Genomic DNA, 15,179 nt, shown 5'->3' on the forward strand with positions numbered 1-15,179 from the left:
CCGCCCGGAGGCGGTGTTGGTTTTGCGGTATGGCGTTACGCGGCGATCAGCTGTCGCAGGACGTAGTGCAGGATCCCGCCGGACTTGAAGTATTCCACTTCGTTCAGGGTGTCGATGCGGCACAGCACCTCGACCTTTTCCTGGCTGCCATCCTCGCGGGTGATCACCAGGGTCAGGTTCATCCGCGGCGTCAGTTCGACGCCGGTCAGGCCCTGGATATCCAGGGTTTCCTTGCCGGTGAGGTTCAGGCTCTTGCGGTTCTGGTCGAGCTTGAACTGCAGCGGCAGCACGCCCATGCCCACCAGGTTGGAGCGGTGGATGCGCTCGAAGCTCTCGGCGATCACCGCCTTGACCCCCAGCAGGTTGGTGCCCTTGGCGGCCCAGTCGCGGCTGGAGCCGGTGCCGTATTCCTGGCCGGCGATCACCACCAATGGCGTGCCCGCTTGCTGGTAACGCATGGCCGCGTCATAGATCGCCAGTTTCTCGCCGGTGGGGATATAGAGAGTGTTGCCGCCTTCTTCGCCACCGAGCATTTCGTTGCGGATGCGGATGTTGGCGAAGGTGCCGCGCATCATCACCTGATGGTTGCCGCGACGCGAGCCGTAGGAGTTGAAGTCCCGCGGTTCCACGCCTTGTTCGCGCAGGTAGCGGCCGGCCGGGCTGTCGGCCTTGATGTTGCCGGCCGGGGAAATGTGGTCGGTGGTCACCGAGTCGCCCAGCAGCGCCAGGACCCGCGCACCCTTGATATCCTCGATCACCGGCAGGGGGCCGGCGATGTCGTCGAAGAAGGGTGGATGCTGGATATAGGTGGAATCCGCCTGCCACACGTAGGTCGCGGCCTGCGGCACTTCGATGGCTTGCCACTGGGCGTCGCCGGCGAACACCTCGGCGTATTCCTTGTGAAACATCCGGGTGTTGACCTGGGCGACGGCCTCGGCGATTTCCTGGGTGCTCGGCCAGATGTCGCGCAGGTAGACCGGCTTGCCGTCCTTGTCTTCGCCCAGCGGCTCGCGGCTGATATCGATGCGCACGCTGCCGGCCAGGGCGTAGGCCACCACCAGCGGCGGCGAGGCCAGCCAGTTGGTTTTCACCAGCGGGTGCACGCGGCCTTCGAAGTTGCGGTTGCCGGACAGCACCGAGGCGACGGTCAGGTCGGCTTTCTGGATGGCTTTCTCGATCGGCTCCGGCAAGGGCCCGGAGTTGCCGATACAGGTGGTGCAGCCATAACCCACCAGGTCGAAACCCAGGGCGTTGAGGTATGGGGTCAGCCCCGCGGCCTGGTAGTAGTCGGTGACCACTTTCGAACCCGGGGCCAGCGAACTCTTCACCCAGGGTTTGCGCTTCAGGCCTTTTTCCACGGCCTTTTTCGCCACCAGGCCGGCAGCCATCATTACGCTGGGGTTGGAGGTGTTGGTGCAAGAGGTGATAGCGGCGATCACCACCGCACCGTTTTTCAGGCGATAGGTCTGGCCGTTGTGGGCGTAATCGATTTCACCTATCAGGTCGGCGCTGCCTACGGCCACGCCACCACCTCCTTCGCTTTCCAGGCGGCCTTCTTCCTTGCTGGTGGGCTTGAACTGCAGATCGAGAAAGTCAGTGAAGGCCTGGCCGACGTTGGGCAGGGAGACCCGGTCCTGCGGCCGCTTCGGCCCGGCCAGGCTGGCTTCCACCGTGCCCATGTCCAGCGCCAGGCTGTCGGTGAACACCGGCTCCTGGCCCGGCAGGCGCCACAGGCCCTGGGTCTTGCTATAGGCCTCCACCAGCTTCACCACGGCGTCCGGGCGGCCGGACAGGCGCAGGTATTCCAGGGTGACGTCATCCACCGGGAAGAAGCCGCAGGTGGCGCCGTATTCCGGGGCCATGTTGGCGATAGTGGCGCGGTCGGCCAGCGGCAGGTCGGCCAGGCCGTCGCCATAGAACTCGACGAATTTGCCGACCACGCCTTTCTTGCGCAGCATCTGGGTGACGGTCAGCACCAGATCGGTGGCGGTGATGCCTTCCTTGAGCTTGCCGGTCAGTTTGAAGCCTATGACTTCCGGGATCAGCATCGACACCGGCTGGCCGAGCATCGCCGCCTCGGCCTCGATACCGCCCACGCCCCAGCCGAGCACGCCGAGGCCGTTGATCATGGTGGTGTGGGAGTCGGTGCCCACCAGAGTGTCGGGGAAGGCATAGGTGCGGCCGTCTTCGTCCTTGGTCCAGACCGTGCGGCCCAGGTATTCCAGGTTGACCTGGTGGCAGATGCCGGTGCCCGGCGGCACCACGCTGAAGTTGTCGAAGGCGCTCTGGCCCCAGCGCAGGAAGGCATAACGTTCGCCGTTGCGCTGCATTTCAATGTCGACGTTCTGTTCGAAGGCGGTGCTGCTGGCGAACTTGTCGACCATCACCGAGTGGTCGATCACCAGGTCCACCGGCGACAGCGGGTTGATGCGTTGCGGGTCGCCGCCGGCCTTGGCCATGGCCGCGCGCATGGCCGCCAGGTCGACCACCGCCGGCACGCCGGTGAAGTCTTGCATCAGCACCCGCGCCGGGCGGTACTGGATCTCGCGATCCGAGCGGCGCTCCTTGAGCCAGGCGGCGAGGGCCTTGAGGTCGGCGCCGGTGACGGTCTTTTCGTCTTCCCAGCGCAGCAGGTTTTCCAGCAGGACTTTCAACGACATCGGCAGCTTGTCGAGATCGCCAAGGCGCTTGGCGGCTTCCGGCAGGCTGAAGTAGTGGTAGGTCTTGTCGTCGATTTTTAATGTTTTAAGGGTTTTCAGGCTATCGAGGGACGGCATTGAATCACTCCTTTTGGTCCGCACGGCTACGGACCTGACGGGAAGGGCAGAGCTCTTAAGCTAGCCCTGTTTTCAGTAGCTGGCTAATAACTGGACTCTATGGACAAGTCCAAGGTTCCGAACTCGGCTATCATGCGCCGGTTTTCGTGACAGGCTTTGCAACAGCGGGTTTGCGCATGATTGATTGCCAATTGCCCAGGAGATTCGATGAACACCCTCTTTATGCACTGCCGGCCGGGCTTCGAAGGCGAAGTCTGCTCCGAGATCGCCGACCATGCCGCGCGCCTGAACGTGGCCGGGTATGCCAAGGCCAAGCCGAGCACCGCCTGTGCCGAGTTTGTGTGCAGCGAAGAAGACGGCGCCGAGCGCCTGATGCGCGAGCTGCGTTTCGCCGAGCTGATCTTCCCGCGGCAATGGGCGCGGGGCGTTTTCGTCGATCTGCCGGAAACCGACCGTATCAGCGTGATCCTGGCCCATCTGGCGAGCTTCCCGACCTGCGGCAGCCTGTGGCTGGAAGTGCTGGATACCAATGACGGCAAAGAGCTGTCGAACTTCTGCAAGAAATTCGAAGCACCGCTGCGCAAGGCCCTGACGGCGGCCGGCAAGCTGGTGGACGATGCCGGCAAGCCGCGCTTGCTGCTGACCTTCAAAAGCGGCCGTGAGGTTTTCGTCGGCCTGGCCGATGCCGGCAATTCTGCCATGTGGCCGATGGGCATTCCGCGCTTGAAGTTCCCCCGTGAAGCACCCAGCCGCTCGACCCTGAAGCTGGAGGAGGCCTGGCATCACTTCATTCCTCGCGAGCAGTGGGACGAGCGCCTGCACGGCGACATGACCGGCGTCGACCTGGGCGCCGCCCCGGGTGGCTGGACCTGGCAACTGGTCAACCGCGGCATGCTGGTCACCGCTGTTGACAACGGGCCGATGGCCGAAAGCCTGATGGACACCGGCCTGGTGCAGCACCTGATGGCCGACGGTTTCACCTTCAAGCCCAAGCAGCCGGTGGACTGGATGGTCTGCGACATCGTCGAGAAGCCGGCGCGCAACGCCGCCTTGCTGGAAACCTGGATCGGCGAGGGGCATTGTCGTGAAGCGGTGGTCAACCTGAAGCTGCCGATGAAGCAGCGTTACGCGGAAGTGAAGCGTTTGCTCGAGCGGATCGAGGACGGCTTCAAGGCCCGTGGCATTCGGGTGGCCATCGGCTGCAAGCAGCTGTACCACGACCGTGAAGAAGTGACCTGCCACCTGCGCCGGCTGGATGAAAAGAAGCCCAAGGCCCGTTGAGCGCGGTTGCGGCGCAATGTCACAGATAGCGTCGATGCCGGCATTGCGCGACAATGCCGGCCAGTTTCAGGAGTGAGTTATGAGTCAAATCATCGATACGCCGGTCGACGGCACGCTGGATGCCACCGGGCTCAATTGCCCGGAGCCGGTCATGATGCTGCACCAGCATATTCGCGACCTGCAGCCCGGCGGCCTGCTCAAGGTGATCGCCACCGATCCCTCGACCCGCCGCGACATCCCCAAGTTCTGCGTGTTCCTCGACCATGAGCTGGTCGCCCAGCAGGAAGAGGCCGGCACCTATCTGTACTGGATTCGCAAGAAGTCCGGTTAACCCGCCGCCTGGCTGATGCGGATTCGCTTGCGCGCGCTGCGCGCCAGGCGGATCGACAGCATCAGCGCCGCGCAGCTCAGGCCGGCGATCAAACCTTCCCACAGCCCGCTCGGACCGCTGGCAGGGCCGAACCAGTCGGTCAACCCCAGCACATAACCCACCGGTAAACCTATGCCCCAGTAGGCGAGCAGCGTCAGGACCATGGTCACCCGGGTGTCCTGATAGCCACGCAGGGCGCCTGCGCAGATCACCTGGATCGCGTCGGAGAACTGGTAGAGCGCGGCGTACACGATCAGCATCGCAGCCACCTGGATCACCGCGGTGTCCGGGGTGTAGATCGAGGCGATGGATTCACGCAGCAGCAGGATCAGGCTCGCGGAGAACAGGGCGAAGGCCAGCGCCGCGCCCAGGCCGACGCCAGCGGCGAAGCGCGCCTGATGCGGGTTGCCGGCGCCCAGGGCCTGGCCGACCCGCACGGTGACCGCCATGCCCAGGGAATACGGAATCATGAACAGCAGGGAGCTGATATTCAGGGCGATCTGGTGCCCGGCCACCACCGTGGCGCCGAGGCTGCCGATCAGCAGGGCGATCACCGCGAAGATGCTCGACTCGGCGAACACCGCGATGCCGATCGGCAGGCCGACGCTCAGCAGGCGCTTGATCACTGCCCACTGCGGCCAGTCGAAACGCTTGAACAGCTGGCTGCTCTGGTAGGCCGGGGCCCAGCGGGTCCAGCCGGCCATGGCCAGCATCATTGCCCACATCACGATGGCCGTGGCCCAGCCGCAACCGACGCCGCCCATGGCCGGCACGCCAAGGTGGCCATAGATGAACACGTAGTTGATGGGGATGTTCAGGGCCAGGCCGAACAGGCCGATGACCATGCTCGGTCGGGTGCGGCCCAGGGCATCGCTGCAGCAACGCAGCACGTAATACAGCGCCACCGCCGGCAGGCCGCTGGCGATGCCGTGCAGGTATTCCATGCAGGGGCCGATCAGCGTCGGGTCGACCTTCATCAGGTGCAGCACCGGCTCGGCACTGAGCAGAATCAGGCTGGCGCCCAGGCCGACCGCCAGGGCCAGCCACAGTGCCTGGCGCACGATCGGGCCGATCTCGCCATAGGTGCCGGCGCCGACCCGCTGGGCCACCTTGGGCGTGGTGGCCAGCAGGGTGCCGGTCATCAACAGGAATACCGGTATCCAGATTGAGTTGCCCAGCGCCACCGCCGCCAGGTCCCGTGGGCTGAACCGCCCGGCCATCACCGCATCGACGAAGCCCATGGCCGTGGTCGCCAGCTGCGCGATCATGATCGGCAAGGACAGGGCCAGCAGGCTGCGCAGTTCAAGGCGCACCCGGGCCGGGCGGTTGAGGGAGGTGGCAGGGGTATCGGTCACGGAATTCACAGGCGAAGCGTCCACAGGGTTGATGCGCAGGGCGGCGTATTCTACGCATTGACGGATGAGTCAGGAAAAAACCTCTGTTGTCGATTTGTAAGTGCTGGCGGAGGGCGGCGAGGTGGATTGCTCGCTGGCCCAACACGGCCTTCTACGCCTAAACTGCGGCTCCGCGAAAGGAGCCTGCCATGCTGATTGTTGCCGACGAAAATATTCCCCTGCTCGATGCCTTTTTTGCCGGCTTCGGCGAGATCCGCCGTTTCCCGGGGCGGGCCATCGACCGCGCCGCCATCGAGGGCGCCGATGTGCTGCTGGTGCGTTCGGTGACCCAGGTCAGCCGCGCCCTGCTCGAGGGCAGTCAGGTGCGGTTTGTCGGGACCTGCACCATTGGTACCGATCACCTGGACCTCGAGTACTTCCACGAGGCGGGCATTCGCTGGTCCAGCGCGCCGGGCTGCAATGCGCGCGGGGTGGTCGACTATGTGCTGGGCAGCCTGCTGACCCTGGCGGAAATCGAAGGCGCCGACCTGACGCAACGCACGTACGGCGTGGTGGGCGCGGGTGAGGTCGGTGGGCGGCTGATCGAGGTGTTGCGCGGCCTGGGCTGGAAGGTCCTGGTCTGCGATCCGCCACGGCAGGTGGCGGAAGGTGGCGACTACGTCAGCCTGGAACAGATCCTCGACCAGTGCGATGTCATCAGCCTGCACACCCCCTTGACCAAGGCCGGCGAGCTGCCGACCTGGCACCTGCTGGACAAGCCACGCCTGCGACAGCTGCGCCCCGGCGCCTGGCTGATCAACGCCAGCCGTGGCGCGGTGGTGGATAACAGCGCCTTGCGCGAAGTACTGCTCGAGCGTGAAGACCTGCAGGCGGTGCTGGATGTCTGGGAGGGCGAGCCCCAGGTCGATGTGGCCCTGGCCGACCTGTGCGTGCTGGCCACGCCGCATATCGCCGGTTACAGCCTCGATGGCCGGCAACGCGGGACGGCGCAGATCTATCAGGCGCTCTGCGATTACCTCGGCCAGCCGCAAGCGATTCATTTGCGCGACCTGCTGCCCCGGCCATGGCTGTCGGAAGTGAGCCTCGATGCCAATAGCGATCCGGCCTGGTCCCTGGCGATGATCTGTCGGGCGGTCTACGACCCGCGGCGCGACGATGCGGATTTCCGCCGCAGCCTGGTGGGCAGCGTGGCCGAGCAGCGCGCGGCCTTCGATGCGTTGCGCAAGGGCTATCCGCCGCGACGTGAAATCGATGGGCTGGCCGTGCGTATCCAGGGCGAAGCGCCAGGCTTGCAGCAAATCGTATCGGCCCTGGGGGCGGTGTCGGTTCGCTGATCGGGTCTGGAACCGGGTCGTTTCCGGCAGGCATAAAAAACCCGGCTTCAGGGCCGGGTCAAGAGGACGTGAGGCTATGTGTCAATCTTGCTGCGCAGGCTTGACCAGTCGCTTTTCCAGTTCGCGGCAGGCGTTCTGGATCATGTCTTCGGTGATCGGTACTTCGCGACCCTGAGCGTCGATGATGGCGCATCCCAGAGACTGGTCGGGGTGGGTACGAATCACTTCAATCTTGTCATTGCTGCTGTTTTGCAAGGACATGGCCTGTCTCCTCATCAGGTTGTGCGCTTACTTTAAAACCGCCAGGTGACCAAGCTGTGACAACTCCCTGCAAGATCCCACTACGGCGTTTTCTATCCGGTGCAGTCCTCAGTCCAACAGAAATGCCTGTGGACTTCCACTCGGACCTTAGACCAATAGCATCTAGGCTCCAGTATCAGCGGACATAATTAACCTGACTCATTGTGATTTACCGAAGTTCCAGGAAAAGAAGGTTCCAGGAAAACAGGTTCCAGGAAATCGGTTCCGACAAACAGGGCTGCGCCTCATGACTGTGCTGGATCACCCAGCGGTGGATGGGGCGGGGCGGTTCCCAGGTGTGCTTCCGGATGAACTTCATGCTTTCTTCGCGTCAACGCCGGGCGATTCGCCTGGCCAGTCGTTTCATCGCGCCTTATCGCTGGCAGGCCCTGGGGGCGTTGCTGGCGCTGGTGGTGACCGCGGGTATCACCCTGTCCATGGGGCAGGGCATCCGCCTGTTGGTGGACCAGGGTTTCATGACCGGATCACCGGACCTGCTCAACCAGTCCATCGGCCTGTTTCTGCTGCTGGTGATGGGGCTGGCGGTGGGGACGTTCGTGCGTTTCTACCTGGTGTCGTGGATCGGCGAGCGCTGCGTGGCGGACATCCGTCGGCAGGTGTTCAATCATCTGATCTACCTGCACCCGGGCTTCTATGAGAATAACCGCAGCTCGGAGATCCAGTCGCGGCTGACCGCCGACACCACCTTGCTGCAATCGGTGATCGGCTCGTCTCTCTCGCTGTTCTTGCGTAATGCGCTGATGGTGATCGGCGGCATCGTGTTGCTGTTTGTCACCAACCCCAAGCTCACCAGCATCGTGGTGATCGCCTTGCCTCTGGTGTTGGTGCCGATCCTGATTTTTGGCCGTCGGGTACGCAGCCTGTCGCGCTTGAGCCAGGACCGTATCGCCGATGTCGGCAGCTATGTGGCGGAAACCCTGGGCCAGATCAAGACCGTCCAGGCCTATAACCACCAGCCCCAGGATGAGCAACGTTTTGCCCTGACGGTGGAGGAGGCGTTCAACACCGCGCGCCGGCGTATCGTCCAGCGTGCCTGGCTGATTACCCTGGTGATCGTGCTGGTGCTGGGGGCGGTCGGGGTGATGCTCTGGGTCGGCGGCATGGATGTGATCGCCGGGCGCATTTCCAGTGGCGAGCTGGCGGCCTTTGTCTTCTACAGCCTGATCGTCGGCAGTGCCTTCGGCACCCTGAGCGAAGTGATCGGCGAGCTGCAACGGGCCGCCGGCGCGGCGGAGCGGATTGCCGAGTTGCTGCGTTCGGAAAACCTCATCCAGCCGCCGAGCGATGGCCTGGCCACCTTGCCCGAGCGGGTACGGGGCGAGCTGGTGCTGGAGAACCTGCGCTTCTCTTATCCGTCGCGTCCGGACAGTTATGCCGTCGATGGCTTGAGCTTGACTATCCACGAGGGGGAAACCTTGGCGCTGGTCGGGCCGTCGGGGGCGGGCAAGTCGACCATCTATGATCTGCTGCTGCGTTTCTATGACCCGGAGCAGGGGCGCATCCTGCTCGATGGCGTGCCCTTGACCCAGCTCGATCCGCAGGATGTGCGTCGTTGTTTTGCCCTGGTGTCGCAAAGCCCGGCGCTGTTCTTCGGTAGCATTGAGGAGAACATTCGTTATGGCAAACCCTCGGCCACCTCGGAGCAGGTCAGGGAGGCGGCAAGGATCGCCTACGCTCACGACTTCATCGAGAAAATGCCCAAGGGTTATCAGACCCATCTCGGCGATGCGGGGCTGGGACTTTCCGGCGGTCAGCGCCAGCGCCTGGCGATTGCCCGGGCGCTGCTGGTGGATGCGCCGATCCTGTTGCTGGATGAAGCCACCAGCGCCCTGGATGCGCAGAGCGAGCATCTGATCCAGCAGGCCTTGCCGAGCCTAATGAAGAATCGCACCACCCTGGTGATCGCCCATCGCCTGGCCACGGTGAAAAATGCCGACCGGATCGCGGTGATGGATCAGGGTCGGTTGGTGGCGGTGGGTACCCACCAGGAGTTGATCGCCAGCAATCCGCTGTATGCGCGTCTGGCGGCGTTGCAGTTCAGCGACGGCCGGTCTGTGCCCTGACCTCGCGCTGGAAACAAAAATGCCCGCATCGCTGCGGGCATTTTTTATAGGGCGTTATCGCTTACTGATCGTCGAAATACCGCTCATGCCAATCCACCAATGGCTGTGGCGAATTGAGTTTCTGGCCGTAGATCACCGAATAGGACAGCACGTTCTGCACGTACTGGCGGGTTTCGTCGAATGGAATGCTCTCCACCCAGACGTCGAAGCTCAGGTGGTCGGCACCCTTGAGCCATTGGCGTACGCGCCCAGGGCCGGCGTTGTAGGCGGCGGAAGCGAGTACCCGGTTACCGTTGAACTGGCTGTGCACCTGGCTCAGGTAGGCGGCGCCGAGCTGGATGTTCTTGTCCGGGTTCAGCACTTGCTGCGGCGAGGCCAGCGGGATGCTGAACTTGCGCGCGGTTTCCTTCGCGGTGCCGGGCATCAGCTGCATCAGACCGGCCGCGCCGACGCCCGAACGAGCGTCGTCCATGAACGCGCTTTCCTGGCGGGTGATCGCGAATACCCAGCTCGAGTGCAGGCCACGGACCTTGGCTTCGCGCACCAAGGTGTCGCGGTGGGCCATCGGGAAACGGATGTCCAGGTCGTCCCAGTACTTCGCCTGGCTGATGGTGCGGATGGCCGGGAAGTACCATTTCAGGTCGTAGGCCAGCTTGGCCTGGGCGACCATCTCGTCACGGCTGAAGTGACGGCTGACGTGGTACCACTCACGCCGGCCATCGACGATCTGGCCGCGGGCATGGAACTCCAGGGCGCGCCGCACACCCGGCGTATTGCGCACCTTGTTGATTACCTGCTGGCTGAGCACCAGCGGTTTGTTGTTCAACTGATAAGGCAGTTGGGTGCGGTCGGCCGCGAGGAAACCATAGAAGTCGCGTTCGTTGGCCAGGCCTTTGTAGAGGGTCTGGGCCTGAGGGTTCTGCGGCTGGGCCAGTTCCAGGCTGCGTGCTTGCCAGTAGCGCCAGCGGTTGGTGGTCGCCAGGTCCTGGGGCAGTTTGCGGGTCAGCTGGTAGGCATCCTCCCAGCGAGCCAGGCGCAGCAGCAGGCGCAGGCGCCATTCGGAAACCGTGTTGTCGCGCAGCTCGGGATCGTATTTGGTCATCACTTCAAGGCCGCGGCTGTCGAAGCGCCGCGCCAGGGTCAGGCCGATTTCCCGGGCAATCGCCACTTTTTCGTCACGGGAGAAGTGCATGCTGCTGGCATAACCGTCGAGCAGGGCCATGGCCCTGTCCGGATCCTGGCGGGCCAGGCGGCGCAGACCCAGGCCGACCACGTCGGACATGGCTTCGCTGGCCGGGGTGAAGCGCGACGGCTGGCTGAGCAGCTCGGGCTTCTGGGCAACGTCTACCAGCAACCGGCCTTGAGGGGCGAGGGTGGTCATGCTTTTGACCAGGCTGTTGGCCAGTGGATAGTTGCGGGCCTCGGCGGCCAATTTGGCGCGCTGCCAGCGTTTCTGTTCGGTCAGCTGGCCTTCGGCGGCCCACTGGGCGAACAGCGCATCGCAGGTCGCGGGCAGGGATTTGCCGCTGAGCCAGAGCTTGTCGGTGGCGGCGTAACCTTCGGCCTTGAGGTTGTGGCCCAGTTGGTATTGCGCGTTCAGGCAGTCCAGCTCGGTGAAGTTGAGCTTGGGGTCGTAGTACTTGACGAAGGTGGCCCAGTCGCCGCGTTCGGCCAGCCAGCGCAACCAGCGCAGTTTCATCCAGTTGGCCTGGGGCAGGTCGCCGTGTTCACGGAGAAACTTTTCGATCTCGGCGTTGCTGGCGGTCTTTAACCGGGCGGTCAGTTCGTCATAGGCCAGATAGGGCTCGAGCGGGTAGTCGGCCAGGACCTGGCTGTAGCGGAAGTACGGACCGGAGTCACCCTTGGCCAGGGCGCGCTTGGCTTCATCGTAATACTGACGCTGGAGGGAAAGGTCCGCGGCCTGAGCGGTGTGCACGGCAGAGGCAGAAAGAAGCAGGCAGGATAAAAGACTGAAAAGGCGACTGCGCATGAGACATCCGGGCAGAGAAATCATGACAAGTGCCGACAAGGCCAACACTGATTATTCCCTAGCTTAGCCTTTTGCCAACAGCGGGTGAAAGCTTTGCCGGCCTCTTGTCGCCAGTTCGCTGCAAATGTTGTTCAGGGTGCTTCAGGAGTGAAAATGCCGGCCTTCTGAGGCCTCAACTCAGGTAGAATGCGCGCCCGGTTTTTGGAGAAGCTCATGACCCTGCTCAAATTCAGCGATGTGTCCCTTGCGTTCGGCGCTATGCCGTTGTTGGACAAGGTGTCCTGGCAGATCGCCCGTGGTGAGCGGGTGTGCATCATCGGCCGCAACGGTACTGGCAAATCCAGCATGATGAAGCTGGTCAAGGGCGATCAGAAGCCCGACGACGGTTCCGTATGGCGTGCGCCCGGTCTGAAAATCGGCGAGTTGCCGCAGGAATTGCCAGTGGCCGACGAGCGGACGGTGTTTGACGTCGTCGCCCAGGGCCTCGATGGCGTTGGCGAACTGCTGGCGCAGTATCACCACCTGAGCCAGAACATCGTCACCGATGCCGATCTGGAAAAGCTCATGCACGTCCAGCATGACCTCGAAGCCCGTGACGGCTGGCGCTTGCAGACGCTGGTGGACAGCACTCTGAGCCGCCTGCAACTGCCGGCCGACAAGACCCTCGCCGAGTTGTCCGGTGGCTGGCGTCGTCGCGTCCTGCTGGCCCAGGCCCTGGTGTCCGAACCGGACCTGCTGCTGCTCGACGAACCGACCAACCACCTGGATATCGGTGCCATCGCCTGGCTGGAAGAAGCCTTGAAGGACTTCCAGGGTGCCGTCCTCTTTATTACCCACGACCGTTCCTTCCTGCAGAACCTGGCGACCCGGATTCTCGAACTGGACCGTGGTGGGCTGATCGACTGGAACGGCGACTACGCCAGTTTCCTGGTGCACAAGGAAGCGATGCTGGCGGCCGAAGAGACGGCCAACGCGTTGTTCGACAAGCGCCTGGCCCAGGAAGAAGTCTGGATTCGCCAAGGCATCAAGGCCCGCCGTACCCGTAACGAAGGCCGCGTGCGCGCCCTCAAGGCCCTGCGGGTCGAGCGCAGCGAGCGTCGTGAGCGTACCGGCAAGGCCAATATCCAGCTGGAAACCGCGGACAAGTCCGGCAAGCAGGTAATGGTGCTCGAAGACGTGAGCTTCGCTCATCCGGGCGGGCCGTTCCTGGTCAAGAATTTCTCCATGGTCCTGCAGCGCGGCGACCGTATCGGCCTGCTCGGCGCCAACGGCACCGGCAAGACCACACTGCTCAAGCTGATGCTGGGCGGCCTGGTGCCGAGCAGTGGCAAGGTCGAGGAGGGTACGCGCATCGACGTGGCCTACTTCGACCAGCTGCGTCACCAGTTGGACCTGGAAAAGACCGTGATCGACAACGTCGCCGAAGGTCGCGACTTTATCGATATCGATGGCCAGAGCCGTCACGTGCTCAGCTACCTGGGGGATTTCCTGTTCAGCCCGCAGCGTGCCCGCACGCCGGTCAAGGCGCTGTCCGGTGGCGAGCGTGCCCGGCTGTTGCTGGCCAAGCTGTTCAGCAAGCCGGCCAACCTGCTGGTGCTCGACGAACCGACCAACGACCTGGATGTGGAAACCCTCGAGCTGCTGGAAGAAGTGCTGCTGACCTTCCAGGGCACCGTGCTGATGGTCAGCCACGACCGGGCATTCCTCGATAACGTGGTGACCAGCACCCTGGTGTTCGAAGGCGAAGGCAAGGTTCGCGAATATGTCGGTGGTTATCAGGACTGGCTGCGCCAGGGCGGTTCGCCACGCCTGCTGGGCGTGACCGAAAACAAGTCCGGCAAGGCCGAGCTGAATTCGGCGGTGGTTGCCCCTGTCGCGGCGGAACCTGCTGCGGCACAGGAAGCGCCTGCGGCCAAGAAGAAGCTCAGCTACAAGTTGCAGCGGGAACTCGAGGCACTGCCTGGCCAGATCGAAGCCATGGAACAGCAGATCGCCAGCGTGGAAGCGGAGATGGCCGACGCCGGCTTCTATCAGCGTCCTGCGGCCGAGACCACGGCGGTCATCGCCCAACTGGAACAGCTCAACGCTGAACTGGACGTGATGGTCGAGCGCTGGGCCGAGCTGGATGCCTGAGTGACCTGGCGTCAATAAAAAAGCCCGACATTCATGTCGGGCTTTTTGCAGGGCCGGTGCGGGCGGAGAATTCTTCCGGTGGCAGGCTCAGCGTTTGACCAGGTGTACGGCCAGTACGTCGCAAGGGGCGCCGTGCAGCACGTCGTTGGCGGTCGAACCCAGTAGCAGGGCCAGGCCGTGGCGGCCATGGCTGCCGACCACGATCAGGTCGCATTCCTGTTCCTTGGCCAGGTGGTGGATTTCCTGGCGTGGCTGGCCATAGGTCAGGTGGCTGTATTCCTTGGACAGCTCAGGGTATTTGGTGATGAGGCGATCGAGACGCTCTTTGGCCTGGTCGAACTGCTGCTGTTGCAATTGGGACAGGTCCATCGGCACGTCGCCGCCGAACGCCATGGCCATCGGCTCGACAATATGCACCAGGGACAATTTGGCGCTGTTGCTGACCGACAGCTCGCGAGCCCGGTGGATAACAGGATCGCACTCTTCGGTTAGATCTACGGCGACCAGAATATGGTGGTAGGGCATGAGGTGCTCCTCCTGAGGATTGCAATAGCTTCAAGTATGGCTGGTTTCAAGCGGATTGGTTCCGACCTGGATCAATCGGCTCATCAAGAATCGGGAGTACAGATATGACGGTCTGGATAGTGGTGTCAATCCTCGCGGTGGTGTTGAGCCCGCTGGCCTGGTTGCGCCCGTCGCGCCGCCAGAGCGGGCAGATCGCCTTGCGCATGGAGGCGCGCCGCATGGGCCTGGGTATGCAACTGGCGCCTCAGGAGTGGCCGCACTGGATGGATCCGCAGCCTCCAAGCCCCTGTGCGCAATACCATCGGCCGCGGCGCGGCGCACAGCCGGCCTGCTGGGCCTACTGGCAAAGCGCGCCGGGCATCTGGGTCAACCAATGGCGGGAAGCCTGTGCGGACCCGACCTTGCTCGAGCACTTTCGCACGCTACCGGCCAATGTGTTCAAGGTCGAGGCCGACCGGCAGATGATCGTCTTGTATTGGGGCGAACGTGGCGAAGCCAGTGTTTTGCAAGACATTGCCGCGGTGCTCAAGGCGCTGGCGTGAAACATGACCTGCGTTGCAATGGCGCGGGTTATTGAAAGGCAGGCAATAAAAAGCCCGACAGGGTCGGGCTGGGTTGGCCAGGCAGGCCGGTAAATCCTTCTGATCCCTTGGTTCTGAGTGGCAGGGGATCGGGTTGTCGCTGATCTTACGCCTGGTTTTCGGCCAGGCGTCCATATTTTTGCTCCAGGGTTGTGCCAGCGTAGCCGCGAATCGGTTATGGGTGCCACGCATTAGGGCGACTTTTCTAAAGATTGATTCTATGAATGTCCTGGGATGAGCAGGCTTGTTGATGGTGCGTGCCCGTCTGAAGTGACTAAGAAGTCGTGTTTTAAACAACCTTTTGGGCGATTGACAATTGTCGGATTTTGCCTGAATGTGGCGTACCCAAATCAAACGGGCGTATGAATTGAGCGTTTGTATTACCAGACGGCTCTTCCAGAATCCCGACTATCGCGTTGGCGGGTGTGCCTGGCGGATTGGCGTAGCAT

Annotated in this window: 11 protein-coding genes; 6 read left to right on the plus strand and 5 right to left on the minus strand. The window is 63.1% G+C overall.

The window, feature by feature from the left end:
- Positions 1-35: 35 nt before the first annotated feature.
- On the minus strand, positions 36-2,777 hold the full coding sequence (gene acnA / locus C4K38_RS09780; RefSeq protein ID WP_053278149.1) for an aconitate hydratase AcnA: 2,742 nt from the start codon (positions 2,775-2,777) through the stop codon (positions 36-38).
- A gap of 207 nt (positions 2,778-2,984) precedes the next feature.
- Here acnA and rlmM point away from each other — a divergent pair, with 207 nt between their 5' ends.
- Positions 2,985-4,058 (plus strand): 23S rRNA (cytidine(2498)-2'-O)-methyltransferase RlmM, encoded by a 1,074-nt coding sequence (gene rlmM / locus C4K38_RS09785; protein ID WP_023968531.1) that lies wholly within the window; start codon positions 2,985-2,987, stop codon positions 4,056-4,058.
- Positions 4,059-4,137: 79 nt separating this feature from the next.
- On the plus strand, positions 4,138-4,389 hold the full coding sequence (gene tusA, locus C4K38_RS09790) for a sulfurtransferase TusA (RefSeq protein WP_007921329.1): 252 nt from the start codon (positions 4,138-4,140) through the stop codon (positions 4,387-4,389).
- Here the strand turns inward: tusA and C4K38_RS09795 are convergent.
- Complete coding sequence (locus C4K38_RS09795; protein ID WP_053278150.1) at positions 4,386-5,792, minus strand: MATE family efflux transporter; 1,407 nt, start codon at positions 5,790-5,792, stop codon at positions 4,386-4,388. The genes tusA and C4K38_RS09795 overlap by 4 nt on opposite strands.
- 179 nt (positions 5,793-5,971) lie before the next feature.
- Here C4K38_RS09795 and pdxB point away from each other — a divergent pair, with 179 nt between their 5' ends.
- Complete coding sequence (gene pdxB / locus C4K38_RS09800) at positions 5,972-7,117, plus strand: 4-phosphoerythronate dehydrogenase PdxB (RefSeq protein ID WP_053278151.1); 1,146 nt, start codon at positions 5,972-5,974, stop codon at positions 7,115-7,117.
- Positions 7,118-7,198: 81 nt separating this feature from the next.
- On the opposite strand, the gene C4K38_RS09805 is transcribed toward pdxB, so the two are convergent.
- Positions 7,199-7,378, minus strand: a complete 180-nt coding sequence (locus C4K38_RS09805; RefSeq protein WP_007921326.1) for a PA1571 family protein — start codon at positions 7,376-7,378, stop codon at positions 7,199-7,201.
- A gap of 347 nt (positions 7,379-7,725) precedes the next feature.
- On the opposite strand from C4K38_RS09805, the gene C4K38_RS09810 reads away from it, so the two are divergent.
- Positions 7,726-9,501, plus strand: a complete 1,776-nt coding sequence (locus C4K38_RS09810) for an ABC transporter transmembrane domain-containing protein (RefSeq protein ID WP_164487000.1) — start codon at positions 7,726-7,728, stop codon at positions 9,499-9,501.
- A gap of 61 nt (positions 9,502-9,562) precedes the next feature.
- On the opposite strand, the gene C4K38_RS09815 is transcribed toward C4K38_RS09810, so the two are convergent.
- On the minus strand, positions 9,563-11,491 hold the full coding sequence (locus C4K38_RS09815; RefSeq protein WP_053278153.1) for a transglycosylase SLT domain-containing protein: 1,929 nt from the start codon (positions 11,489-11,491) through the stop codon (positions 9,563-9,565).
- Positions 11,492-11,704: 213 nt separating this feature from the next.
- On the opposite strand from C4K38_RS09815, the gene C4K38_RS09820 reads away from it, so the two are divergent.
- A complete protein-coding gene (locus tag C4K38_RS09820) occupies positions 11,705-13,624 on the plus strand; it encodes an ATP-binding cassette domain-containing protein (RefSeq protein ID WP_053278154.1) in 1,920 nt (639 codons plus the stop codon).
- Positions 13,625-13,711: 87 nt separating this feature from the next.
- Here C4K38_RS09820 and C4K38_RS09825 read toward each other — a convergent pair whose 3' ends face one another.
- On the minus strand, positions 13,712-14,149 hold the full coding sequence (locus C4K38_RS09825) for a universal stress protein (protein WP_007921319.1): 438 nt from the start codon (positions 14,147-14,149) through the stop codon (positions 13,712-13,714).
- Between the two features lie 104 nt (positions 14,150-14,253).
- Between C4K38_RS09825 and C4K38_RS09830 the strand changes: the two genes are divergently transcribed.
- A complete protein-coding gene (locus tag C4K38_RS09830; RefSeq protein WP_053278155.1) occupies positions 14,254-14,691 on the plus strand; it encodes a hypothetical protein in 438 nt (145 codons plus the stop codon).
- Positions 14,692-15,179 lie beyond the last annotated feature (488 nt).

Origin of the sequence: Pseudomonas chlororaphis subsp. piscium (assembly GCF_003850345.1) — a bacterium.
In the GTDB taxonomy this organism is placed as follows: Bacteria; Pseudomonadota; Gammaproteobacteria; order Pseudomonadales; family Pseudomonadaceae; genus Aquipseudomonas; species Aquipseudomonas piscium.

What these genes read in the sequence shown, in the direction of transcription:
- acnA (WP_053278149.1), bottom strand. Translation starts at nt 2,777, where the DNA reads ATGCCGTCCCTCGATAGCCTGAAAACCCTTAAAACATTAAAAATCGAC.
- C4K38_RS09810 (WP_164487000.1), top strand. Translation starts at nt 7,726, where the DNA reads ATGAACTTCATGCTTTCTTCGCGTCAACGCCGGGCGATTCGCCTGGCC.
- rlmM (WP_023968531.1), top strand. Translation starts at nt 2,985, where the DNA reads ATGAACACCCTCTTTATGCACTGCCGGCCGGGCTTCGAAGGCGAAGTC.
- C4K38_RS09825 (WP_007921319.1), bottom strand. Translation starts at nt 14,149, where the DNA reads ATGCCCTACCACCATATTCTGGTCGCCGTAGATCTAACCGAAGAGTGC.
- tusA (WP_007921329.1), top strand. Translation starts at nt 4,138, where the DNA reads ATGAGTCAAATCATCGATACGCCGGTCGACGGCACGCTGGATGCCACC.
- C4K38_RS09805 (WP_007921326.1), bottom strand. Translation starts at nt 7,378, where the DNA reads ATGTCCTTGCAAAACAGCAGCAATGACAAGATTGAAGTGATTCGTACC.
- C4K38_RS09815 (WP_053278153.1), bottom strand. Translation starts at nt 11,491, where the DNA reads ATGCGCAGTCGCCTTTTCAGTCTTTTATCCTGCCTGCTTCTTTCTGCC.
- C4K38_RS09820 (WP_053278154.1), top strand. Translation starts at nt 11,705, where the DNA reads ATGACCCTGCTCAAATTCAGCGATGTGTCCCTTGCGTTCGGCGCTATG.
- C4K38_RS09830 (WP_053278155.1), top strand. Translation starts at nt 14,254, where the DNA reads ATGACGGTCTGGATAGTGGTGTCAATCCTCGCGGTGGTGTTGAGCCCG.
- pdxB (WP_053278151.1), top strand. Translation starts at nt 5,972, where the DNA reads ATGCTGATTGTTGCCGACGAAAATATTCCCCTGCTCGATGCCTTTTTT.